Source organism: Sedimenticola selenatireducens, from assembly GCF_963675335.2.
In the GTDB taxonomy this organism is placed as follows: domain Bacteria; phylum Pseudomonadota; class Gammaproteobacteria; order Chromatiales; family Chromatiaceae; genus Sedimenticola; species Sedimenticola selenatireducens.
On record NZ_CAXXYC010000003.1, the window covers coordinates 837,529 to 860,442 of the forward strand.

20 protein-coding genes are annotated in these 22,914 nt (G+C 56.4%); 6 read left to right on the forward strand and 14 right to left on the reverse strand.

What is annotated here, in order from left to right; translation table 11 throughout:
* The first annotated feature begins 91 nt into the window (after window positions 1–91).
* The gene (locus ACHZBF_RS07590) at window positions 92–481 is read left to right on the forward strand and encodes a DUF6524 family protein (RefSeq protein ID WP_245621661.1); all 390 of its coding nucleotides are present in this window, start codon (window positions 92–94) and stop codon (window positions 479–481) included.
* 138 nt (window positions 482–619) lie between these two features.
* Window positions 620–2,317 carry a hypothetical protein gene (locus ACHZBF_RS07595; protein WP_321528102.1) on the forward strand — a complete coding sequence of 566 codons (1,698 nt, stop codon included), beginning with the start codon at window positions 620–622 and terminating at the stop codon, window positions 2,315–2,317.
* A gap of 10 nt (window positions 2,318–2,327) precedes the next feature.
* Here the strand turns inward: ACHZBF_RS07595 and ACHZBF_RS07600 are convergent, their stop codons facing one another.
* Window positions 2,328–3,719 (reverse strand): ATP-binding protein, encoded by a 1,392-nt coding sequence (locus tag ACHZBF_RS07600; RefSeq protein WP_321528103.1) that lies wholly within the window; start codon window positions 3,717–3,719, stop codon window positions 2,328–2,330.
* Window positions 3,716–4,447: a response regulator gene (locus ACHZBF_RS07605; RefSeq protein WP_029132368.1), complete on the reverse strand. Its 732-nt coding sequence runs from the start codon at window positions 4,445–4,447 to the stop codon at window positions 3,716–3,718. Before ACHZBF_RS07605 ends, ACHZBF_RS07600 begins: the two co-directional genes overlap by 4 nt.
* 183 nt (window positions 4,448–4,630) lie before the next feature.
* On the opposite strand from ACHZBF_RS07605, the gene ACHZBF_RS07610 reads away from it, so the two are divergent.
* On the forward strand, window positions 4,631–5,137 hold the full coding sequence (locus ACHZBF_RS07610) for a Spy/CpxP family protein refolding chaperone (protein WP_273437756.1): 507 nt from the start codon (window positions 4,631–4,633) through the stop codon (window positions 5,135–5,137).
* A 68-nt stretch (window positions 5,138–5,205) separates the two neighbouring features.
* Here the strand turns inward: ACHZBF_RS07610 and ACHZBF_RS07615 are convergent, their stop codons facing one another.
* The 9 genes from ACHZBF_RS07615 to ACHZBF_RS07655 all read right to left on the reverse strand — a co-directional run bounded on the left by ACHZBF_RS07615 (window position 5,206) and on the right by ACHZBF_RS07655 (window position 15,109).
* The gene (locus tag ACHZBF_RS07615; RefSeq protein WP_321528104.1) at window positions 5,206–7,158 is read right to left on the reverse strand and encodes an acetoacetate--CoA ligase; all 1,953 of its coding nucleotides are present in this window, start codon (window positions 7,156–7,158) and stop codon (window positions 5,206–5,208) included.
* Window positions 7,159–7,441: 283 nt separating this feature from the next.
* Window positions 7,442–8,521 (reverse strand): 4-hydroxyphenylpyruvate dioxygenase, encoded by a 1,080-nt coding sequence (gene hppD, locus ACHZBF_RS07620; RefSeq protein ID WP_321528105.1) that lies wholly within the window; start codon window positions 8,519–8,521, stop codon window positions 7,442–7,444.
* 362 nt (window positions 8,522–8,883) lie between these two features.
* Complete coding sequence (gene maiA / locus ACHZBF_RS07625) at window positions 8,884–9,525, reverse strand: maleylacetoacetate isomerase (protein ID WP_321528106.1); 642 nt, start codon at window positions 9,523–9,525, stop codon at window positions 8,884–8,886.
* Complete coding sequence (locus ACHZBF_RS07630; RefSeq protein WP_321528107.1) at window positions 9,522–10,538, reverse strand: fumarylacetoacetate hydrolase family protein; 1,017 nt, start codon at window positions 10,536–10,538, stop codon at window positions 9,522–9,524. The genes maiA and ACHZBF_RS07630 overlap by 4 nt, the downstream gene beginning before the upstream one ends.
* Window positions 10,539–10,749: 211 nt before the next feature.
* The gene (locus ACHZBF_RS07635) at window positions 10,750–11,286 is read right to left on the reverse strand and encodes a VOC family protein (protein ID WP_029132373.1); all 537 of its coding nucleotides are present in this window, start codon (window positions 11,284–11,286) and stop codon (window positions 10,750–10,752) included.
* A gap of 43 nt (window positions 11,287–11,329) precedes the next feature.
* Window positions 11,330–11,536 (reverse strand): DUF2783 domain-containing protein, encoded by a 207-nt coding sequence (locus ACHZBF_RS07640; RefSeq protein ID WP_273437750.1) that lies wholly within the window; start codon window positions 11,534–11,536, stop codon window positions 11,330–11,332.
* Between the two features lie 15 nt (window positions 11,537–11,551).
* Window positions 11,552–13,222, reverse strand: coding sequence for an FAD-dependent oxidoreductase (locus tag ACHZBF_RS07645; protein ID WP_321528108.1), 1,671 nt, complete (start codon window positions 13,220–13,222; stop codon window positions 11,552–11,554).
* A gap of 74 nt (window positions 13,223–13,296) precedes the next feature.
* Window positions 13,297–14,253 carry an MBL fold metallo-hydrolase gene (locus tag ACHZBF_RS07650; protein ID WP_335342960.1) on the reverse strand — a complete coding sequence of 319 codons (957 nt, stop codon included), beginning with the start codon at window positions 14,251–14,253 and terminating at the stop codon, window positions 13,297–13,299.
* Between the two features lie 364 nt (window positions 14,254–14,617).
* The gene (locus ACHZBF_RS07655; RefSeq protein WP_273437749.1) at window positions 14,618–15,109 is read right to left on the reverse strand and encodes a MarR family winged helix-turn-helix transcriptional regulator; all 492 of its coding nucleotides are present in this window, start codon (window positions 15,107–15,109) and stop codon (window positions 14,618–14,620) included.
* A 319-nt stretch (window positions 15,110–15,428) separates the two neighbouring features.
* Between ACHZBF_RS07655 and dinB the strand changes: the two genes are divergently transcribed.
* On the forward strand, window positions 15,429–16,619 hold the full coding sequence (gene dinB, locus ACHZBF_RS07660; RefSeq protein WP_321528109.1) for a DNA polymerase IV: 1,191 nt from the start codon (window positions 15,429–15,431) through the stop codon (window positions 16,617–16,619).
* 11 nt (window positions 16,620–16,630) lie between these two features.
* On the opposite strand, the gene ACHZBF_RS07665 is transcribed toward dinB, so the two are convergent.
* Window positions 16,631–18,637, reverse strand: a complete 2,007-nt coding sequence (locus ACHZBF_RS07665) for a M1 family metallopeptidase (protein ID WP_321528110.1) — start codon at window positions 18,635–18,637, stop codon at window positions 16,631–16,633.
* Between the two features lie 200 nt (window positions 18,638–18,837).
* Between ACHZBF_RS07665 and ACHZBF_RS07670 the strand changes: the two genes are divergently transcribed.
* On the forward strand, window positions 18,838–20,037 hold the full coding sequence (locus ACHZBF_RS07670) for a ChaN family lipoprotein (RefSeq protein ID WP_321528111.1): 1,200 nt from the start codon (window positions 18,838–18,840) through the stop codon (window positions 20,035–20,037).
* A 162-nt stretch (window positions 20,038–20,199) separates the two neighbouring features.
* Here the strand turns inward: ACHZBF_RS07670 and ACHZBF_RS07675 are convergent, their stop codons facing one another.
* Together ACHZBF_RS07675 and ACHZBF_RS07680 are read right to left on the reverse strand one after the other, a co-directional pair.
* Window positions 20,200–20,409 (reverse strand): cold-shock protein, encoded by a 210-nt coding sequence (locus ACHZBF_RS07675; RefSeq protein ID WP_029132379.1) that lies wholly within the window; start codon window positions 20,407–20,409, stop codon window positions 20,200–20,202.
* A gap of 377 nt (window positions 20,410–20,786) precedes the next feature.
* Window positions 20,787–21,737: a LysR family transcriptional regulator gene (locus ACHZBF_RS07680; RefSeq protein ID WP_029132380.1), complete on the reverse strand. Its 951-nt coding sequence runs from the start codon at window positions 21,735–21,737 to the stop codon at window positions 20,787–20,789.
* A 270-nt stretch (window positions 21,738–22,007) separates the two neighbouring features.
* Here ACHZBF_RS07680 and ACHZBF_RS07685 point away from each other — a divergent pair, with 270 nt between their 5' ends.
* On the forward strand, window positions 22,008–22,844 hold the full coding sequence (locus ACHZBF_RS07685) for a (Fe-S)-binding protein (protein WP_321528112.1): 837 nt from the start codon (window positions 22,008–22,010) through the stop codon (window positions 22,842–22,844).
* Window positions 22,845–22,914 lie beyond the last annotated feature (70 nt).

The window sequence follows — 22,914 nt, forward strand, 5'->3', positions numbered from 1 at the left end:
GGCACGGCTATCAGAACAAGGTGGCGGCAATCGGTCTTAATTTTATCAAGGACAGTCTATGGCGGACCGCGGTTTCAATTTTGCAGGATTCATGATTCGATGGATCCTGGCGTTGCTTTTGGTGTTTTCAACCTACAATCCATCGGGTTACTCCTGGTATCACTGGCTGACTGAAGCGGAGACCAAAATCGATCCGCTGATCGCCCTGGCCGGCGTATTGTTGCTAATTGGTTGGGTGATCTATGTACGTGCAAGCGCCCGTTCTCTTGGCGTGATCGGTGCGCTGCTGGCGTTGGCATTTTTCGGAACCCTGGTCTGGGCGTTGATCCATTATCAGGTCATTTCTCTCAGCAATACCACACTGCTCACCTATATCGTGCTGGTCGTTATTTCTGCGGTGATGGCCACCGGACTCTCCTGGTCCCATATCCGTCGCCGCATGAGTGGTCAGCTGGATGTTGATGACCGGGATGAAGATTGACCGGTAACTGCCGGTATGGTGGTTTTGTAAGGAAGAGGCGGAGTCAATGCAAAAGAAGCCAGGAGGCATGCTCTCAGGACTCAGTGGATTGATTCCGCTTCCAAGACGATTCAACTTCTGATACGGAATTCGCATGCGGTGAAATATCAAAACAAGCTGCTCAAATATAGCGCCTCCGTCCTGCTTGGATGGTGCTGCCTGTGGCTGATTGCAACGACGGCTGTAGCGCAGAGCAACGGGGAATCCCAGCAGCCGCAAGCAGCAGTTGCACCCTCCACGATCGAGACCCTCAGCTCTTTTGTCGAGCTGAGAAAAGCGTTGCAAAAGGATATCCGGACACTAAACCAGGAGCTCCAGTCCACCCGGTCAGAGGCCGAGAAGGCGAGCCTGAAGCAGCGGCTGGAAAAGCTGGAGAGTGACCTCCGAACCACCACGCGGAATTTCGAGAATATCGCAGCGGGTGTCGATATTACCACGCTACGGGGTGAGGTCACGGAAGAGTTCAATCTGCAACAGGAGGTGTTCGCCCTGGTCAGGCCCGCTATTGACGAGATGAAGGAGATGACCGCCCGGGTTCGCAAGAAATCGGAACTCAAGAAAAAAATTGACTATTTCGAGGAGCAACTGCCGGTTATCACCCAGGCGCTGGCCAATATCGACACACTTAAACAGGCGGCAAGTAATAAAAGCCTGATGCAGACCCTGCAGGAGACGGAAGAGCAGTGGTCCAAGCAGCAGGCGTTCATACAGAGTGAGCTGCAGGCGGCACAGTTACAACTGGATAAGCTGAATGCCGCTGAGACATCGTTTGCCGAGGCATCCCAGAGCTATCTGAAATCCTTTTTTCAGAAGCGCGGACTCTACCTCACGATCGCACTCCTGGTGGTGGCGTCCGTCATCCTCTTGTCGCGCCTGAGCGCCAGGGTAATGCAGCGTTATATCCCGGGATTTCGGGCAAAACATCGCAGTTTCAAGATTCGCCTGGTTGAGCTGCTACACCGCATGCTCACTGTCCTGTTTTCAATTCTTGGCCCCATGACAGTATTCTATCTGGTGGAAGACTGGGTGCTGTTCAGCCTGGGTATACTGCTGTTGTTCGGCATCGCCTGGGCGCTCAGGCAGACCTTGCCACGCTATTGGAGCCAGATACAGCTGTTTCTCAATGTAGGCTCGGTACGCGAGGGCGAGCGGATCTTCATGGAGGGATTGCCCTGGCGGGTAGAGCAGATCAACGTCTACAGCACGCTGGTCAATCCGGTGGCCGGTATCAGCCAGCGGGTACCCATTGACGAGCTGGTCGATCTTAAATCGCGTCCATCTCAAACCGATGATCCCTGGTTTCCCTGTGGTCAGGGGGACTGGGTCATTCTGAGCAACGGGATCAGGGGCAAGGTCACCGGTATTTCTCATGAAATGGTTCAGCTGGTGGAGCGGGGTGGTGCCAGAGTGACCTATCAGATGGCGGATTTCCTGGCGGCATCGCCGCGTAACCTGGCGACCAATTTCCGTGTCAAGGAGGTCATTGGTCTCAGTTACGCCCTGCAACGGGAGATAACAGCAGTTATTCCTGAGGCATTGCAGAACTATCTGACGCAAAGGATACATCAGGAAGGCTACGGTGATCAGTTGTTGAATCTGCGGGTGGAGTTTGCAGCCGCGAACACTTCGTCACTGGATATTGCCATCATCGCGGACTTCAAGGGCGAGGCGGGTGATCTGTATAACCGGCTGCGTCGCGCCATTCAACGCTGGTGTGTGGATGCCTGCAGTGAAAACGGCTGGGAGATCCCGTTCCCGCAACTGACACTGCACGGATCGCTCTCAGCGTCCGAATAACCCGTCCTGGTCAACGGGGCAAGGTGATCACCGCTTCGAGTCCATGCAGTTTCCCTTTACGCAGGGTGACATCGCCCCCATGGGCCCGGGCGATATTCCGGGCGATCCCGAGTCCAAGGCCGGTTCCGCCGGTCTCCCGGGCACGCGATTCCTCGCGGCGATAGAAGGGATTGAACAGTCCCTCCAGTTCGTCTTCCGGTACGCCTTTGCCACGGTCTGCGATGATGATGGTTAATTTCTGCGGACTATCCTCCAGGCGGATATCCGCAGCCTCGCCATAACGCACGGCATTTTCAATCAGATTCATCAGGCAGCGTTTCAGGGCCAGCGGCCGTCCGGTATAGGGTGCCGTTTTACTGCTTGTCAGGGTCATCTCCCAGCCCAGCTCCTGGGCATCATCCTGCAGGGATTCCAGCAGGGCATTGACACTGATCTGCACCGGTTTCTCCTTGCTCTCGGTGCCGCGCAGATAATCCAGTGTGGCGAGCACCATCTGCTCCATCTCATCCAGGTCCTTCTCAAACCTGGACTGGAGCGCGTCGTCCTTCAGCAGTGCCAGGCGCAGACGCAGACGGGTGATGGGGGTTTTCAGATCATGTGATACGGCGGCCAGCACCCGGCTGCGATCCTCGATATAGCGTCGCAGCCGCTCCTGCATGGTATTGAATGCCCGTACCGCATTCCTGACTTCCCGCGGGCCTTTTTCGTTGAGCGGCGGATAGGTGATGTCCTTGCCGATATTCTGTGCCGCCTCGGCCAGTGTGCCGAGGGGGCGGGTAACCCAACGAACCGCCAGCAAGGAGAGCAGGATGATGGAGATCAGCAGCACACCCAGATAGGTGAGCAGCCTGTACGGCCACTGTTCCACCCCTTCGGGGATCGGACGCAGGATATTCAGCCAGTTGCCGTCAGACAACCGAATACTGGCCTGAAATCCGCTTCTCGGGGGACGAAATCGCGACGGACGGGATTCCACGTTTTGTCGGTCAGATACCTCCCGCCGCTGCCGCCAGAAGGAACTTTCCCGATCACGACTGCCGTGGATGGGATTGATCGCCACCTGGATCTCCGTGCGTTCGGACAGCGCCTGCCGTAATAGCATCTCCAGGTGATTTGACGGCACGGCATCTACGCCTTGTTGCAGGGGACTATCGGACAGCGTGGTGCGAAACTGCGGGGTACTGAATGCCCTGACAATACGCGCCCGTTCCCTGGGTTCCGTATCTTCCAACAAGTAGACCAGCGAGGCCACCCGTTGAATCAGCTGTATCCCGGTGTTTTCCCGAATCACATCGACCCGGTCTTTCAGCAGCAGTCCGGTACTGAGAAATTGAGCCAACAGCAGTCCGCCAATCAGTATCAGAGTCAGTCGTCCAAACAGTGAGCGGGGGAGCAGCCTCATATCGGAGCACCATTACTCTTGACTTGTACAGTGAACACATAACCTTCACCGCGCACCGTCTTGATGATCCCGGGCTCCTTCGGGTCATCTTCCAGGCGTCTTCTGAGACGGCTGACCAGTACATCGATACTGCGATCAAAGGGATCGGCTTCCCGCCCCTGGGTGAGGTCAAGCAATTGGTCGCGATTCAATACCCGGTTGGGGTGCTCCAGAAATACTTTCAACAGCCGGTATTCCGCACCGCTGAGGGGTACCACGATCCCCGATGACGACACGAGGTGGCGGGCTATCGGGTCCAGCGTCCAGTCGGCGAAACATATTGCCTGGGGTGTTGACTCCGGCTGATCATAAGGAAGCGAGGTGCTGCGACGCAGGACGACCTTGATGCGGGCCAGCAGTTCCCGCGGATTGAACGGTTTGGGCAGATAGTCATCGGCACCCATTTCCAGCCCCAGGATACGATCCATCTCGTCACCCCGGGCGGTGAGCATGATGATGGGTATTCTGGATTTCACGCGCAGATTGCGACAGAGTTCCAGACCGTCGGTCCCGGGCAGCATCAGATCCAATACCACCAGATCGATACGTTGATCCTCCAGTACCCGGTTCATTGTTTTGCCTTCACCCACCGTGGTCACACGGTAACCGTTCTGCTCCAGATAGGCCTGCAGCAGTTGGCGGATTTCTTGGTCGTCATCGACCACCAGAATGTGTTGTGGTTTTTCCATTGGCTCTTTATACCCGATCAGCCGGTATCCGGGTGGCCGACTTTGTAACAGAGTGTAACAGCCCGGGCGTTGTTACTCAGGGTTACAAAAAGGCGTGCTTTTGAAATTGGCAGCTTACATTCGGCTGTTCTCATAGTGCCTACAGGAGGGGGTATGCCGCTCCATCAGCAGAGAGGGTAAATCATGAAACGTTCGAGCAAGATTATTCTTACAGCAGTCACCGTGGTTGGCATCAGCCTCGCGTCGCTCTCGTATGTATCCGCCAATGGCCGTTATGACCGCTGTGGATATGGTCAGGGGCCGGTAAGTATGCAGGATGGGGGCAAGGGGCAATGGGGTCGCCACGGTTTTGGGCATGGCAGATCCGGTGATCCTGCGGCCAGAATGGAGCAGGGCCTGGATATGATCAAGTACAAGTTGCGTATTACCGAGGAACAGGAGCCGGCCTGGCAAGCCTTTGAGCAGAGCATGAAGCAGAAGATGAGCTCGCGGCTGGAGGCACGTCAGGCAGCTCGTGAAGCGGGTAGGAGCATGACGGTGGCGGAGCGGGTTGAGCGTATGCGCAATGGTGCTGGCCAAATGACCGAAATGGCCGATGCCATAGAGAAACTCTACGCCAGTCTGACACCCGAGCAGCAGAAGATTGCCGACGAGCTGCGGCCAATGGGTGGCATGGCACGCATGCGATAAACTGTAAGCTGTGGATTTATGAGCGCAATGGACCGGCGCCCACCCTAGTGGTGGGCGCCGGTCGGTTTTCAGGAGAGTAACTCCCGGCGGTTGGCGAACTGCTCCAGCGCCTCCGGGTTGGCCAATGCCTCCTTGTTCTTCACCGGTCGCCCATGCACCACCTCGCGTACCGCCAGCTCCACGATCTTGCCGCTCTTGGTGCGCGGAATGTCACTGACTTGCACGACCCGGGCCGGTACATGGCGTGGCGTAGTGTTGGCGCGGATCTGTTTCCTGATCTTGTCGATCAGGGCATCGTCCAGAGTCAGGCCGTCCCGCAGGCGCACGAACAGCACCACCCGCACATCGCCCTCCCATTCCTGGCCGATTACCAGGCTCTCCACCACCTCGTCCAGTTGTTCCACCTGGCGGTAGATCTCCGCAGTGCCGATGCGCACACCGCCGGGATTGAGCACCGCGTCGGAACGGCCATAGATAATGATGCCATCCTGTGCCGTCAGCTCGACGTAATCACCGTGACACCAGACGTTGGGGAAGCGGTCGAAGTAGGCGCTGTGGTACTTCTCTCCGTCGGGATCGTTCCAGAAGCCGATCGGCATGGAGGGGAACGGATTGGTGCAAACCAGCTCGCCCTTTTCCCCGCGCACCGGCTTGCCGTCGTCGTTCCATACCTCCACCTGCATGCCAAGGCCACGGGTCTGCAGTTCGCCGCGGTAGACCGGTAGCACCGGGTTGCCCAGCGCGAAACAGGAGATGATATCGGTGCCGCCGGAGATGGATGAGAGACACATGTCCTGCTTGATGTTTTCGTAGACGAAATCAAACGCCTCAGGCACCAGCGGGGAACCGGTGGAGCAGAGGGTGCGAACACTGGCGAGATCGTGTGTCTGACGCGGTTTCAGCCCCGCCTTGTTGATGGCGTCGATGAACTTGGCCGAGGTGCCGAACTGGGTCATTTTTTCCGCATCGGCATAGTCGAACAGCACGTTGCCGTCCGGGTAGAAGGGGGAGCCGTCATATAGCAGCAGGGTCGCCTCGGCCGCCAGTCCGGAGACCAGCCAGTTCCACATCATCCAGCCGCAGGTAGTAAAGAAGAAGGTGCGGTCGCCCGGTTTCACGTCGGTGTGCAGGCGGTGCTCCTTGAGGTGCTGCAGCAGGGTGCCGCCGGCGCCGTGCACGATGCACTTGGGTACTCCGGTGGTACCGGAGGAGAACATGATGTAGAGCGGGTGATCGAACGGCAGCTGCTCGAAGCTGATCTCTTGTGCGGCATAACCATCAATGAACTGCCCCAGGGGCAGGGCGCCGTCGATCGCATCCAGTGCGAACGTGTCCCGGGTATAGGGAATCACCACCACCCGTTCGATAGAGGGGATGCGTCGGCGTATTTCGGCAATCTTCTCCAGGCTGTCATGGGTCTTGCCGTTGTAGTAGTAGCCGTCGGCGACGAACAATAGTTTTGGTTCGATCTGTCCGAAGCGGTCCACCACGCCGTTGACCCCGAAGTCGGGCGAACAGGAGGACCAGATGGCGCCCAGGCTGCTGGCGGCCAGCATGACGATGATAGTCTCCGGCATGTTCGGCAGGTAGGCGGCGATTCGATCACCCGGGCCGATACCGGCTGCCTTCAGCGCCTGGGCCACCCGGGAGACATGGTTATAGAGTTCCCGATGACTGACCCGTCGTTGCACCTTGTCCTCGCCCCGGAATATCAGCGCATCGCTGTCATCCCGGCGGCGCAGCAGATTCTGGGCAAAGTTGAGCCGGGCCTGGGGAAACCAGCGGGCGCCGGGCATTTTGTTGCCATCTTTCAGCACCGTCTCGCCACGGGTCTCGGCGATGACGCCGCCCTCTTCCCAGACCGCGCACCAGAACGCTTCCGGCTGGTCGATGGACCACTGGTAAAGCGCCGGGTAGTCGGCCAGTTCGATGCCATGCTTCTGATTGACGAAGTGACGAAAACGGGTCAGGTTCGCCTGTTCGATTTGTTCGGGTTTTGGCTGCCAGAGCAGTTCTGCCATTGATATCTCCACCGGTAATATGCTTTACGCTTACGTAAACGTAATAAAAGAATAGCACTGATCAGGCATGAAATGAAAACGTCATGATCTGCCTGTTCCTCGTTCCCACGCTCTGTGTGGGAATGCATATGGGAGTGCGCCGTAACACACCATTTTACGACCGTGGATGCGTTGGGTTGCGCGACGCCCGGGTTTTGTCGTGGTCTGGATGCGCGGTGCCTGTACGCCGCTCACCCAACCTACGCGGTTTTTTTGCGACTTGGAGAGGATCATAACAGAGCCGTCAGTGGCTCGCCGTATCGTCGCTGATCACGCCGCGCCGCAGCTGATCCAGCTCGATCGATTCAAACAGGGCGCGGAAGTTGCCCTCGCCGAACCCCTCGTTGCCCTTGCGCTGGATGATCTCGAAAAAGATCGGACCGATCACGGTGCTGGTAAAGATCTGCAGCAGGAGGCCCTGGCCCTCGGTGGGGGCGCCGTCGATCAGGATGCGATTTTTCCGCAGTCGCTCCAGGTCTTCACCGTGACCGGGCACCCGCTGGTCCACCTGGTCATAGTAGGTATCCAGAGTCTCCTGTAGCGGCACCTTCTTATGGCGCAGCTGCTCCACCGTGGCATAGATATCATCCGTACCCAGGGCGATGTGTTGGATCCCCTCGCCATGGTAGGCGTGCAGGTACTCCTGGATTTGGGATTTGTCGTCACTGCTCTCGTTGATCGGGATGCGGATCTTGCCGCAGGGGCTGGTCATGGCACGGGACTTGAGACCGGTCAGCTTGCCCTCGATATCAAAATAGCCCACCTCCCTGAAATTGAACAGGCGAGCATAGAAGTCGGCCCACTCGTCCATGCGGCCGCGATAGACATTGTGGGTGAGGTGGTCGATGTAGGTGAAGCCGACTCCCTTCGGGTACTGATCGACCCCCTCGATGGGAACGAAGTCCACGTCATAGATGCTGCCCTTGTCACCGTAGCGATCCACCAGGTAGATCAGGGAGTCACCGATCCCCTTGATGGTGGGAATGTTGAGTTCCATGGGGCCGGCCTTGGTCTCCACGCCCCAGGCGCCGTGCTCCAGGGCCATCTGATAGGCGCGTGCCGCATCCTTCACCCGGAAGGCGATAGCGCAGGCACTGGGGCCGTGCTGTTGGGCGAACGAGCGCGGGAAGCCGGTTTTCTCCGCGTTGATGATGAAGTTGATGTCGCCCTGGCGGTAGAGAGTGACAGCCTTGGAACGGTGGCGGGCGATGGCGACGAAACCGAGCTGCTCGAACAGCTTGCCCAGTACCTCCGGCTCTGGTGAGGTGTACTCCACGAATTCGAACCCGTCGGTTCCCATTGGGTTATCCCAGAGTTGTCCCATGCTTCACCTCCCGGCCGCTGGCCGATTCATGAGAAAAAATTATCAGCCGCGAATGAATGCGGTGGACGACTCGGCCCTTCGGTAGGTTGGGGTGAGCGGAGCGAACCCCAACGCCCGGTGGATCCGTGCAATCCCCTTCGTTAGGGTTCGCAGGCTCACTCAACCTACACGCGCTGGTGGATGCACTTCGCTTGTCCACCCTGCCTGCTCAGGCGGTGACAGGTTGGGATAGCCTGGAAACTATTTGCACCCATTCGCGTTCATTCCATCCTTAGGTCCGTAAACGGTGCACCCTTGCACCACTCCTCGCGGCTACATTCCTAAATGGACTGATTATTAGATAACCAGCACACTGCTCGGGTTCAATGTGCGTCTGGCTGGTTATCCGGCTTGGCCCGCTCGAAGGCGTCGAGGGTCAGGCAGTGCTGCTCAATCGCCACGATACGCGGATAGGGTGTCAGATCCAGTTCGAAACGGCGCGCGTTGTAGATCTGGGGCACCAGGCAGATATCCGCCAAGGTCACCCGTTCGCCGAAACAGAACGGCCCGTCGGGAGCGGTTTTCTCCAATATCTGCTCGATCGGGCGGAACCCCTCGTCGATCCAGTGGCGATACCAGTTCAACTTCTGCGCCTCGCTGACTCCCAGTTCACCGGTCAGGTACTTGAGAATGCGCAGGTTGTTTACCGGGTGAATGTCACAGGCCACCATCTGTGCCAGGGCGCGGATCTGTGCCCGTTGCAGTGGATCACCCGGTAACAGGGGAGGTTCCGTCTCCACCTCATCCAGGTATTCGCAGATGGCCAGTGACTGCTGCAGCACCGCCTTATCCACAGTCAGTGCCGGCACCAATCCCTGGGGATTGACCGCCCGGTAATCCGTGCCGTGATCCTCACCCTTGAGCAGATTGACCGGCGCCTGTTGGTAGTCGAGCCCCTTCAGATTGAGCGTGATACGCACGCGGTAGGCGGCGGTAGAGCGGAAGTAGTCGTACAGTGTCATCATGGTCCGACGTACTGCTCCACCTGCTGGTCAATATCGCCGAAGATGTTGTTACCTGCCGCATCCTCCATGCGGATGCGGATGGTATCGCCAAAGTTCATGAACGGGGTTTCCGGCTTGCCGCTGTTGATGGTCTCGATCATCCGTACCTCGGCAATACAGGAGTAGCCAACCCCGCCTTCGGCAATGGCCGAACCCCACTCTGTGTTCTGCTTGTTGGATACGGTGCCGGAGCCGATGATGGCGCCGGCGCCGAGTGGACGGGTCTTGGCGGCATGGGCGATCAGTTGGGGAAAGTTGAACGTCATGTCCACCCCGGCATTGGCCTTGCCGAAGGGCTCGCCATTGTAATCGATCAACAGCGGCAGGCTGACCCGGCCATCTTGCCAGTGCTCGCCCAGTTCATCCGGTGTCACGGCTACCGGTGAGAAGGCGCTGGAGGGCTTGGACTGGAAGAAGCCAAAACCCTTGGCCAGTTCGGCCGGGATCAGACCGCGCAGGGAGACATCGTTGACCAGCATCAGCAGACGGATCTGTCCGGCAGCCTGGTCGCTGTTGCAGCCCATCGGTACGTCACCGGTGATCACCGCCACCTCGCCCTCAAAATCGATACCCCAGGCGGTATCCGCCATGCAGATCGGTTCGCGGGGACCGATAAAACTGTCAGAGCCACCCTGGTACATTAGCGGATCGTGCCAGAAACTCTCGGGGACTTCGGCGCCCCGCGCCTTGCGCACCAGCTCCACATGATTGACATAGGCGCTGCCGTCGGCCCACTGGTAGGCGCGGGGCAGGGGGGAGGCGAGTTGTGCCATGTCCAGAGTAAAGGTGTCTGTCGCGCTGCCCGTATTAAGCTGTTTATATCGCTCCTGCAGCTTTGGCTCAGTTGCATTCCAGTCATCCAGTGCCGCTTGCAGGGTGGGTGCAATATCATCGGCACGTACCGCGCGGCTGAGGTCCTTGGAGACCACCAGCAGCACGCCGTCACGCCCCTGTTTCAGTGAAGCCAGTTTCATGGTTTTTTCCTTTTACCCGGGAAACGGGTGTTGTCTTATAAAACATTCGCCGCGAATGGACGCGAATAAACACAGATAACGACTTGACCTTTCTGTAGGTTGGGGTGAGCGGAGCAAACCCCAACGGACGGTGGATCAGTGCATGGCCGTTCGTTGGGGTTCGCAGGCTCACCCCAACCTACAATGTGTCTTGGCGCCGGTAAATCCGCGATTACTCCTTGAACTCCTTTTCGTGCAGCCAGGAGGCGTGGGTGACGACTTTCTTGGTCTTGCTCCACTCCTCCAGCATGGTGGGGGCGATGGCATGCAACTCGTCCAACATCTCTTGGGTCGCGGTGACGACAGTCAGCTCCAGGCGGTGGCCGTTGGGATCAAAGAAGTAGATAGACTTGATGATCTCGTGGTTGGTTGGCCCCACCACCTCGATACCGTTGGCCTCCAGCTGTGCCTTGGCCTCCATCAGGGCGGCTTCATCCTCTACCCGGAAAGCGATGTGCTGTACCCAACCCGGGGTGTTGGGGTCCTTGCCCATCGGCGGGGAGTTCGGTACCTCGAAAAAGGCCAGGATATTACCCATCCCGGCGTCCATGAACAGGTGCATGTAGGGGTCGGGTTCCTTGGTCGAGGGGACCTTGTCTTCCGAAATGGCCAGCAGGAAGTCCATGTTGAGATTCTTGGTATAGAACTCCACGGTCTCCTTGGCGTCGTTGCAACGGTATGCGACGTGATGAATCTGTTTGATTTCCACAGGTGGCTCCTGTCAATTAGACGGTTGTGTTAAAGTCGGTCGGTCAGTTCAGCCCTTCAGCGGCAATCTTCAGTGCCTCTTCCAGGGTCTCCTCGTCACCGATGTGATTGGCCAATAGCAGGATCAGCTTGGCGTTGGCCATTTGACTCTGCTCCTCACTCAGGTCCCGATGCATATCCACTAGGGCGTTATAGAAGTCATCCGGGCGATTGAGCGCCGGCTGGATATTCAGTTTGCGTGTCTCGATCATCTCTGTTGTGCTCCTTCAGCTCCGGCCGGTGGCCCGGTTCAGGGCGGTTTCGATCTTCTTTTGGTCCAGGTCGCGCCAGCGTGCGGTGATGTGCTGATCCGGGCGGAACAGATAGAAAGTGCCGGGCTGGCCATCGAAACGTTGTTTCAGCATGTCTTTGGGATCAGTCACCGGGTTGACCCCCGCGGGTTGATTGATGTCAGGGCTGAGTCCCACAGCCAGAATAGTGAGCGGGATTTCCGTGTTTTCCGTCAGAGCGCTTAGTGTCGCCTGCTCTTCACGGCTGAGGCAGCCGTCTGTCTGGCAGAAATAGAGTCCGTTGAAGCGGTTATTGCTGATCAGCCGCAAAAACCAGTCGCCGTCATTGACCGGTGCATCGGTACTGGGTGTGCCCGGTGCCATGGCGCTGTCGAAACTTGCCTCGTCCGGTGTATTGAGTGGGGAATCACGGTATACCGATGGCATGGAGAGGCGGCCGCTGTTGACCAGGTTGCGGGCGAAAGGGTACTCCTCGGCCAGCAGCAGGGTGGCGTCGCGGAAGGTGTGGCTCACCTTGCTCTTGGGGGTGATGAAGTCGGTGCTGCGGGTTGAGTTGAGCAGGTTCTCATCGGCTGCCGGGACCCGTTCCGCGTTGTAGCTGTCGAGCAGTCTGTCCGGCGCCTTGCCGTCCAGCACCAGTTTCAGTTTCCATAGCAGGTTGTCGGTGTCCTGGAAGCCGCTGTTGGCACCGCGGGCACCAAATGGGGAAACCTGGTGCGCGGCGTCGCCGACAAAGAACAGGCGACCGTGGCGGAACTGTTCCATGCGGCGGCACTGGAAGGTGTAGACCGAGGTCCACTCCAGTTCGAACTGGGTCTCCTCACCCAGCATCGCCTTGAGTCGGGGGATGACATTTTCCGGCTTTTTCTCCTCTTCCGGATCAGCATCCCAGCCGAGTTGGAAGTCGATACGCCAGACGTTGTCTGCTTGCCGATGCAACAGGGTGGAGCCGCCCTTGTGGAAGGGGGGATCGAACCAGAACCAGCGCTCCGGCGGAAAATCGGTCTCCATCACCACGTCGGCAATCAGGAAGCGGTCCTGAAACACCTGGCCACTGCTCTCCAGGCCCATCATCTTGCGAATGCCGCTGTTGGCGCCATCGGCCACGATCAGGTAGTCACAGGTGAGGCTGTACTCGCCTTCCGGCGTCTCCACCCGGATCTCGACCCGGTTATCCTTCTCTTCGACGGCCGTTACCCGGCTCTTCCAGCGTAGTTGCAGATTCTCGGATTGTTGGATCTGGTCAACCATGTACTCTTCCAGGTAGTACTGCTGCAGGTTGATGAACGCGGGGCGGTGATGATCCGACTCCGGTAGCAGGTTGAAGGAGTAGACCTGGTCTTTCTGGAAAAACACCTTACCCAGGTTCCATGTGATGCCCTTGTCCACCATGCGCTGGCCACAACCGAGTCGGTCGAGAATCTCCAGGGCCCGCTTGGCATAACAGACTGCACGAGAGCCGATGCTGACGGTATTGTTGTCGTCCAGGATCACGGCCTGGATGCCCTGGGCCGCAGCGTCCAGTCCGGCCGCCATGCCGACCGGTCCGGCGCCCACCACGATCACCGGGTGGTGAACCGGGGTGACGGCGTCCTGATCGGCCGAGTGGACATACTCGTAGACTGGGTTCTGGTGGGTCTGCATCATGGTTGGTCGATCCTCCTTTTGTACTGGCTTTTCGCCTTTATCTGTCTGCGTTGCGGATGTGTTTCCGGCTCAAATCAGAGCGCATCCTGCAGTGCATGCCACATCTCGGTGTCACGCTCGGCGGTCCAGATGCGCGGATCCGGATATTCGCCGGCCTCGTCATAGGCACGGGTGATATCGAACGGCAGGCAGTGGTCGAATATGACCCAGTCACCGAATTGCGGTTGCAGCACCTGGTAGGTCTCGGTGTAGATCTCGTTCAGCTCTTTTCCCGCAGCCCGCCCCTTCTTCACGCTTTCAAACATCTGGGTCAGGAAATCCTGGGTGCCGCTGATGGCCGCCTCGACAGTCTCGGGGGTGGTGAGGGCATCACCGCGTCCGGGTACCAGTTTCTCGGCACCCAAAGCGCGAACATTGGCCAGTGTCTGGGGCCAGTCGGAGAGGTAGGCGTCACCGGTGTAGGGGGTAGCTCCGAACTCCACCAGATCGCCACTGAACAGGACTTTCTCTTCTGGCAGCCAGACCACGATGTCACCCTTGGTGTGACCGCGCCCCACGTGCATCAACTCGACGCGGCGCTTGCCCATCCACAGGGTCATTGAGCTTTCAAAGGTGATGCTCGGCCAGGTGAGACCGGGAACAGATTCGACGCCCTGGAACAGGCGCGGGAAGCGGCCCACCTCGGAATCAAAATCGAACTGGCCACGTTCGACAATCAGGTCATAAGTGGCCTGGCTGGCAATGATGTGGTCGGCGTTGTAGGCCGAGGCGCCCATCACGCGAACAGCGTGGTAGTGTGAAAGCACTACATATTTTATCGGCTTGTCCGTGACTTCACGTATGCGTCTGATCACATCCTGCGCCATATCCGGGGTCGCCTGGGTGTCGATCACCATCACACCGTCATCACCAATAATGATACCGGTATTGGGATCGCCTTCCGCGGTGTAGGCGTAAACGCCCTCGGCCAGTTTATCGAATGAGACTGTTTTCTCGTCGACATCAGCGTGGGATGCAAATTTCTTGCTCATAGAGATACCTTCTATCTGTCCGGTTTGAGGAATATTAGTTACCGGTGAAACTGTAAATCATGACATATGTCAGTTGCGGTAAATATAGTTGCAAAAGCAACTAATAACAACATCTAAAAAAGTAGGCTAATTAAGGGGCCCTGAAATGGGCCGAACCAGGGGGTTCCCATGAGGGAAAGTATAGTTATTAACCCGGAAGTTTGGTGGGTGCCGGCTATTAGCCTGGGAGATACGGTTCAGTCTGGATGACGATCGATAGGACCTGTAGTGCCGGATATGACCAATTCACCATGTCTATAAACACGGATATCCGGCATGGTTTGCCAGTCCCGCCCATGACGCCGGGACTGGCGGCTGGGGTAGGTTAACTGGTAATGCAGAGTTCGCGGGCGCGTACTTCAAGTTTACTCAATAGCTGATCAAACTCCTTTATCTCCTTGGCGTTGAACGGCATGAGCAGCTGGCGTTCGCGCTCCAGGGCCAGGGGGACGATCTGCTGATAGACCTTCATGCCCTTGGCAGCCAGTCTCAGTTGGGATTTGCGCCGGTCTTTTTTGTCGGTCTTGCGCAGCACACGGCCGGATTTGGTCAGGCTGGAGACAGCACGGCTTACCTGCACCTTGTCCATGTTGGTGCGCTCACAGATCTCGTTTGCCGAAAGGGGCTGATAATTACCGAGAACAGCGATTACCCGCCACTCCATGATGCTGATGTTAAATCGCTCCGAGTAGATAGTAGCGATGCTGCCGGAAACAAAGTTACTTAACACGGACAGACGGTAAGGGATGAAGGTTTCAAGCTCGACTCGTGGTTCCTCACCGCTTTCACTGTTATTGGTTGTATTGTTCTGAGACAACTTGCTACTCCGTTGGACAGATGAATCGAACGATGGCCGATGGATTTCTGTTCCTGTACTCCACCTGCCGGGAATTTATGGCCGATCGGTCGTCCGCACAAAAACCGTGTCGGGACGCCTGTTCTGATCGAACCGACTGTGTCAGCATTGTAAGCCAACTCTGCGTAATCTAGCCACTTTTCCTATACACGGCCCGCCAACGGGGGCTGGTAACATTTTCCCGGACAGAGCGGCGCGCTACAATCCATGTCGTAGTGGCCGGCGCGCTTTATGGATCGGCCTTGGATCGAGATAAATTTACCCGGGCCACGCCGTGACCATGACAGGACCGATCATCAGATGGATCATGCATGTCGATATGGACGCCTTTTTTGCTGCGGTAGAGCAGCGTGACCGGCCGGAATGCCGTGGCCGGCCAGTCGTGGTCGGGGCCCAGCCTGGCCGACGGGGCGTGGTCTCCACCTGCTCCTATGAGGCGCGTGTATTCGGCATCCGTTCCGCCATGCCGATCTCCGAGGCTTACCGGCGCTGCCCGGACGCCATCTATCTCAAACCGGATATGCCGCGCTATGCGGAGGCGTCACGTCAGGTGCTGGAGGTGCTGGAGAGCGTCTCTCCAGTCGTAGAACCGGTTTCGGTGGATGAGGCTTACCTGGATATTTCGGGTCTTGAGCGGCTGTACGGTCCGCCCCGGTCAATAGCCAGGCTGGTCAAGGAGCGAATCTGGCAGCGGACCGGATTGAGCTGTTCGGTTGGTGTCGGCCCTAACCGACTGATTGCCAAGCTGGCTTCAGAACATGACAAGCCCGATGGATTGATCGTCGTCGCAGCGGAAGAGATAGAGACATTTCTTGATCCGATGCCACTCTCCAACCTGCGGGGAGTTGGACCACGCACCCTGAAGACGGTCCAGCATCTGGGCATTAAAAACGTACGGCAGCTACGTACCATGCCGCTGGATCTGCTCAGCAGTTACTTCGGTGAAAAGATGGGGGGTAGTCTCTATCGCCAGGCACGGGGGGTCTCATCCGACCGGGTGGGTGTGCAGGGCGGTCGGCAGTCGATTTCGAAAGAGACCACCTTCAATCAGGATATATCCGACCAGGATCAACTGAGGGCGACTCTGAGGAGTCTTGCCTCGGAGGTCGGTAGAAGCCTGCGCAAAGCGGGGCTGAAATGCCGGGTGGTAACTCTCAAACTGCGACTGGGTGGTTTTGAGACCCATACCCGGCAGCGTCGTCTCCCGGTCGCCGGTGATTTGGACGCCACCCTGTTTCGGGTGGCATGGGAACTGTTTGTCACCTCGTCCTTCGTTGATCGGCCCGTTCGGTTGATCGGTTTGGGTGCCTCGGAATGGGGGGAAGGTGGGGATGCCAACCTGGACCTGTTCGCTTCCGGGGAAAATGATGAGCGGGAGCGGCGCCTCTATTCGATGCTGGATAATGCAACGGAGCGGTTCGGAAAAGGCAAGTTGTCACTCGGCGTTCTGGCCAGGAAACCCAAAAAATAGCGGCCCACGGGCTACTCGCTGGCCCTGGCCAGTGGCAGATGATCGGGAATCTGCGGATACGCTTTTTCGATAATCGGCCCCAGAAGAACGGATAAGGCGTTGTCAGTCAGGCGCCACTCGCCCCGTCGGCTGATGACGGGCTCATCGCCATTGAACAGGGCGTAGCTGTAGCGACCGTAGTGGGGCAATTTTCTTGCCAGGCCGCCCAGGGCGGTCGGATTGTCTGTCGAAATATAGCCGAATGTCTGCCGGTTTCCCCGTGTCCGGGACAGCGTCAGTGCCAGCGTACCCGATTTGCCGATCAGCTCTTGTTGCGCGAGTAGTGGCTCGAACAGGTGGGCAAAGCGGTTGTTGTTGCCGAGAATCCAAACCGGCCCGCTATCCGGCAGCTGTTGGATGGCGCTATCCCGCAGCAGGGTGAGGCCAGGTTGCCGCTGTTGCCACTGTTTGATCAGTCGCATATAGGCCTGTTGCGTCGCCGCGTCTGCAGCGTCAGGTACGACTGCGAACAGCTGTTTTGCCCCGAACAGTTGTCCCAGACTGCTGGGGGTCTCGCTGGGGTCGAGTCGCCTGAACAGATCGAACAGGGGATCGACACTGACCTTCAGGGGCCGTGTCTCGGAATCGATCACCAGCGTGGCGGCACGCTCGTCCATCTCAAGGATATAGGGAACCGCCTGCTCACTCTCGGCAAAATGAACAAAGAGCGGGACATGGAGTTGAAACGGCGTCTCCGGCTGTGTCTGCTCAATGCGGACTTTCAGGCGGTAGCCCTGCGGTGTGACGGATGTTTCGGCCGATGCCAGCTTTAGTATCGGCGCGCCGGTGCGTGTCAGCCACTGGCTGAAAAACCGCCTTAATGATCTACCGGAGACTGATTCAAAGGCATCCCGCAACTCATCGAAACCGGCCGCCTTGAATTGATATGTGCGATAGAACAGCCTCAGGCCGTGGAGGAACTGCTGGTCTCCCAGTTCCATCCGCAACATGTGAAACAGCATCAGGGTCTTGCCGTAGCCTACGGACTGGCTGATCTGGCCATGATTGCCACGAAACCGGATCAATGGAAAGTCGTCCTGACTCGCTACATAGTGGGTGTAGCTCTGCAGGGTGGTTCTGCGGTAACCGGCGCCATTGCCCTCTTGTTCCTTCAACAGATGATCTGCCAGATAGGTGGTGAGACCTTCGCTCCAGTTACCTGATGAAACATCCACGTAAACCCCGTTGCCCCACCAGTTGTGCAGCACTTCATGGGGATAAGATGTGCGAATGATAAACGGCAGTTGTATGACTTGCGGCCCCAGCAGGGTAAATGAGGGCATGCCGTAGCCGCTCTCCCAGAAGTTCTCCACCAGGGCGAATTTGGCGTAGGGGTAGGGACCCAGCAGTCGTTCATAGAGGGTGAGATACTCAATGGTGGCATCGAGATAGCGTTTGGCGAGATCGGGGTCTGGTTGCCGCAGGTACACCTCGGCAAGATGTCCCGACGCCTGCTGTTGATAATGATGATAAGGATAGGCGATCAGGTAGATCTCTTCCTGGGGATGCTGCTCTTGCCAGCCGCTGTGGCCGGAGATATGACTTCCCTGGCTGACTGATCGCCAGCCCTCCGGCAGTTTTACTTGCAGATGAAAACTAACCGGTGAGCTACCGGTCTGGGGGTACCAATAACTGGTCCCGGCCAGGAAGACACCGTTTTTTGAGATCAGGCCGGGTGTGGATTGGCGGGTGCTGCTGCGTTCTCCCTCGTTCGTTAATTCGTGTGAAATGGTGCCTTGGTAGGCAATGGAAAAATCTTTTCTGGGAGTTGAGGTTCGAATCCGGTAGCGTCGAATCGGCACCGGCCCATCCAGCAGTTCTTCGGTGATCAGGGTTGCGTCACTGTCAAGCAGGACCGGTGTCAACGCGGCATGCAGCAGGAATTCGACCTCGCTATCAGCCGTGCGCCGGCTGATTTGGTCTGTTGCGATCAGCCGTCCCTGTTCAGGCAGGATCTCTATCTGCAGTTGATGATGCACCAGCTGATTTGTGTCAATACAAAAGGCCGGGGCAGAACCTAACAGCAGCAGAAGGAGTGTTATTCGTCTGATAATATAACTCTTGCAAGTTCCCAAGAGAGGTGCGTGACGGAGCGTGATGCGCAATTTATCTACCTCGGTTGAATCAATCCGAATATTTTATGTCTGATCGCATGTCTTGTAGTCAAAGAGAGCCGGTTATGGTTATAACACGATGTCCCTTGCCCCTTCCTCTGATCTTCTCGTCGCTGTTTCTGGTTGCTTGTGGCAACGCCGCCGTAAATCAGCGCAGTGCCAGTGGGCATGATTATCACCCGGACAAACAAACAAGCAAGCAGGAAGAGGCTCGCCCGGCGGTTGCGACTGTGCTGGACCTGCATCAGGCCCTGGATCTGAAAACCTTGACACCGGTGCTGGCAACACGGCGCGTGGTCTATGTGGGTGAGTCACACGATAATTACGCGCACCACCGGGCCCAGTTGGCGGTTATTGAGGCGCTCTATGAATCCGGCGCCGATCTGGCGATCGGGATGGAGATGTTTCAACAACCCTATCAGCAGTATCTGGACGATTACATTGCCGGAAAAATATCCGAAGCAGAAATGCTTCGAAAGACGGAATGGTACGAACGCTGGGTCTACGATTATCGTTTTTACCGACCCATCCTGAATTTCGCAAAAGAAAATGGCATTCCAGTGATCGCCCTGAATGTTCCGCGTGAGATTACGAGACGTGTTTCGAAGGCAGGTCTGAAATCGCTCAGTGAAGAGGAGCGGGGTCAGGTTCCCGCCGATATTGATTACTCGGATCAGGCATATACTGACCGGCTTAAGCAGATTTTCAATCAGCACGGTAAAGAGATCAGTCAGGACTTTGAACGGTTTCTGCAGGTGCAACTGCTGTGGGATGAGGGGATGGCCGAAAGGGCTGCCGCTTATCTGATGGAACAGCCACAAAAACAGCTGGTGATCCTGGCTGGTAGCGGACACCTGATGCACAGTTCGGGCATTCCCAACCGGATACAGCGGCGTCAGCAGGTATCATCGGCAGTGGTGCTTCCGGGCGGTGATCTGAAGATTGAGCCGGGCATCGCTGATTTCATGCTTTTTCCCGAAGCGGCCGAGTTGCCGCCGGCGGCCGTAATGGGGATATATATGGAGAAAGCGGACAATGGGGTGCTGGTCAGTGGAGTTTTGAAAGAGGGTGCCGCCGAACTTGGCGGTGTGGAGCGCGATGATATTATTCTGGCATTTGACGGGGAGGTGGTTGCTTCTCCGAATGACTTGCGGATACAACTGCTCAAGAAAAAACCGGGGGACGACGCCAGACTGACACTGTTGCGTCGGAGGATTCTGTTTGGGGACAAGCAACTGGAAGTAAACCTGACGCTGGGTCAGTAAAACGGCTATTACCCGGGTCCGGTGCAGCAAGGCGGAGGTAGGATAGCAGGATTTTTTGGCACAACCGAACCAGCAGACATCCGTGCGTCCAACAAAAACCAGTGTACTCAATTGGTTCACCGGAAGCGTTAGGCACGCTTCCGGTGAACGGATATCAGTAGCTTAGACGATAGTTACGTTTTCAGCCTGGGGACCTTTCTGGCCCTGAGTCACTTCAAACGTGACCTTTTGCCCTTCGGCCAGTGTGCGACGACCAGTGCCATTGATTGCACGGAAGTGAACGAAAACATCAGAACCGCCTTCGCGCTCAATGAAACCGAATCCCTTGTCATCGTTAAACCATTTAACGACACCGGTAACTAAATCAGACATATAACCCTCGTACTATATAACAGCGCCAAATTTTATTGGCATTACAAAAAACACTGGCCCTACTTGTATGTTGCCGGTGTGTGATCGTGCGACCACCTATCTCTTCCAGATAGATGGAGAAAATCCTAGCGTGACTAGATTCTTTTCCATCTACCCGATAACCAAGGTCATATACGAGTTCTGTCCTGCTCTGAATAGTTAAACTATCCGATACCAGTAATCTACGTTAACTCGCTTCATTCTCCACGTGGTTTGTTCACTAGTCAAGGACTAAATATACACAGATGCCACTCGGTTAATGACGATGAGAGTCGCTTTTTTGTTCTTTTAAAACGTCTTTAAATACAGTTTGTTATAATACATATTTGATGTTTTATTTAGATTACTGCATCGGTTGTTGCGTCAGCCACATCGCCATCGTAACAGGCCTCCATCATGTCAATAAAACGTTTCGCTTGGGGCGAGAGATATTTGCCGCGGCGCAGCACAATGCCGTAGGTTCGTTTGGGAAAATATTCATTCAGGGGGATTTTCACCAGTTTCTCTTCGCCTGTCAGGCAGACGTCGGTAACAATTGAGATCCCCATGCCAAGTTCAACGTATTTCTTGATAACTTCCCAGCCACCGGCTTCCAGGCCGGTCTTGAATTTGAGTTCATGCTGACGGAACACCAGATCGACCATACGCCAGGTGGTCAGGCTGGGCGGTGGAAGTATTAGTCCGTAGGGAACGATATCCTTCAATGTGACACTTTTTTTCTCTGCCAGGGGGTGGCCGATCGGAACAATCAGTTCAGGAGAGTAGGTGACTAACGGTTTATAGATAATGTCATCGGGTACGTCCAGCATTGAGCCGACAGCGAAGTCCGCCTCATCCGCCCGCAGCCTGGACAGGCCGTCCCGTCCGCCAGTTACATTGTGCAGTTTGACCCTGATCTTGGGATGCTGCTCCATGAATTGTTTCAGCGGCTCGGGCAGTACATACAGGATAGTGGATTCGCCCGCCGCGATATTCAGATCGCCGGCTTCAAGAAGCCCCTGTTGCGCGATGAAGGTTTCATGCAGTTTATCCATGCCCTCGACAAGAGGTTGGGAGAGCTTAAACAGGATTTTGCCTTCCGGAGTGAGTCGTATTTTAGGTCCACGGCGCTCGAACAGAACGGTTTCAAGTTCCCGCTCCAATGCCTGGATCTGCAGTGAAACAGTCGGCTGACTGAGGAAAACCTTGTCGGCGGCTTCACTGATGCTGCCGGTTCGGGCGGCATGACAAAAAGCGCGTAATTGTTTGAGTCTGTTCTGTTTGTAGTAGATCGGGGCGGGCGATGCCATGGTGCTCTCTGGTTACTTTATTGCTGATGTTAATAGTAAGCATTGAAATAATTGGCCTGTCAAATACCACAATTTACACTACACTTTGCTGCACTTGCGATAATGAGTGCGATAGTTTCAAGTGAAAAGGATTCATCTGATTGAAATCAAAAGGAAAAAAATAGTATAACTTGAAACCGTTATATTTTTTTATACGGCAATAAATTGTAGTTTTGCTTGAGGGCCGAATAAATGACCGATATCACCAGCATAGCCTTATCCGTTGGTTTTATGGCCGTACTTGGTTCGGTACTCGCATCCATTCTGGTGCTTGCCAACAAGCGCCTGTTTGTCTACGAAGACCCTCGTATCGATGATGTGGAAGATCTCCTGCCCCGGGCCAATTGTGGCGCCTGTGGCAGCCCGGGCTGCCGTCCATTTGCTGAAGGCCTGATCGACGGCACTTTTGAACCCGCCCAATGTACAGTCAATTCCAAAGAGACCAATGAGCTGATTGCCGATTATCTCGGCGTGGATCTGGGTGCGCAAGAGAAACGTGTTGCCCGGCTTGCCTGTGCTGGTGGCAGTCACGTGGCATTCATCCGCGCCAGCTATGCCGGTATGAACTCCTGCCGTGCGGCGGCGCTGGTCTCCGGTGGTGGCAAGGGTTGTTCCTGGGGCTGTCTGGGCATGGGGGATTGTGCCGACGTCTGTGATTTTGCTGCCATTAGTATGAATAAATACGGCTTGCCGGTGGTGAATGAAGATCTCTGTACTGCCTGTAACGACTGCGTCGAGGTCTGTCCCAAGGACCTGTTTGAACTCCACTCCATTAATGAGCAGTTGTTTGTCGCCTGCAAAAATCTGGAGAAAGGTGAAGAAGCTGAAAACGAGTGCGAGGTGATCTGCACCGCCTGTGAGCGATGTGCAGTGGATTCGCCGGAAGGGCTGATCGAAATCAGAAACAACCTGGCGGTGATTGATTACAGCAAAAATGATTTGGCATCCCGGGTGGCGATAGAGCGCTGCCCGACGGGCGCTATTGTCTGGTTTGATAAGCAGGGCGGTTATCAAGTGGGTAAAGACGCCAAAAAGATTATCCGCAAAGAGATGCTGCCCATCGGGTAGTTGAAGTTTCATCAGTTGGGCTGCCAACAGAGATGGCTGTTCCCGAAATGTAGCAGAAGAGGAAGTGTCC

Coding starts and splice junctions, on each gene's coding strand:
- ACHZBF_RS07590 (WP_245621661.1), top strand. CDS start 92: ATGATTCGATGGATCCTGGCGTTGCTTTTGGTGTTTTCAACCTACAAT.
- ACHZBF_RS07600 (WP_321528103.1), bottom strand. CDS start 3,719: ATGAGGCTGCTCCCCCGCTCACTGTTTGGACGACTGACTCTGATACTG.
- ACHZBF_RS07605 (WP_029132368.1), bottom strand. CDS start 4,447: ATGGAAAAACCACAACACATTCTGGTGGTCGATGACGACCAAGAAATC.
- ACHZBF_RS07610 (WP_273437756.1), top strand. CDS start 4,631: ATGAAACGTTCGAGCAAGATTATTCTTACAGCAGTCACCGTGGTTGGC.
- ACHZBF_RS07615 (WP_321528104.1), bottom strand. CDS start 7,158: ATGGCAGAACTGCTCTGGCAGCCAAAACCCGAACAAATCGAACAGGCG.
- hppD (WP_321528105.1), bottom strand. CDS start 8,521: ATGGGACAACTCTGGGATAACCCAATGGGAACCGACGGGTTCGAATTC.
- maiA (WP_321528106.1), bottom strand. CDS start 9,525: ATGATGACACTGTACGACTACTTCCGCTCTACCGCCGCCTACCGCGTG.
- ACHZBF_RS07630 (WP_321528107.1), bottom strand. CDS start 10,538: ATGAAACTGGCTTCACTGAAACAGGGGCGTGACGGCGTGCTGCTGGTG.
- ACHZBF_RS07640 (WP_273437750.1), bottom strand. CDS start 11,536: ATGATCGAGACACGCAAACTGAATATCCAGCCGGCGCTCAATCGCCCG.
- ACHZBF_RS07645 (WP_321528108.1), bottom strand. CDS start 13,222: ATGATGCAGACCCACCAGAACCCAGTCTACGAGTATGTCCACTCGGCC.
- ACHZBF_RS07650 (WP_335342960.1), bottom strand. CDS start 14,253: ATGAGCAAGAAATTTGCATCCCACGCTGATGTCGACGAGAAAACAGTC.
- dinB (WP_321528109.1), top strand. CDS start 15,429: ATGACAGGACCGATCATCAGATGGATCATGCATGTCGATATGGACGCC.
- ACHZBF_RS07670 (WP_321528111.1), top strand. CDS start 18,838: ATGGTTATAACACGATGTCCCTTGCCCCTTCCTCTGATCTTCTCGTCG.
- ACHZBF_RS07675 (WP_029132379.1), bottom strand. CDS start 20,409: ATGTCTGATTTAGTTACCGGTGTCGTTAAATGGTTTAACGATGACAAG.
- ACHZBF_RS07680 (WP_029132380.1), bottom strand. CDS start 21,737: ATGGCATCGCCCGCCCCGATCTACTACAAACAGAACAGACTCAAACAA.
- ACHZBF_RS07685 (WP_321528112.1), top strand. CDS start 22,008: ATGGCCGTACTTGGTTCGGTACTCGCATCCATTCTGGTGCTTGCCAAC.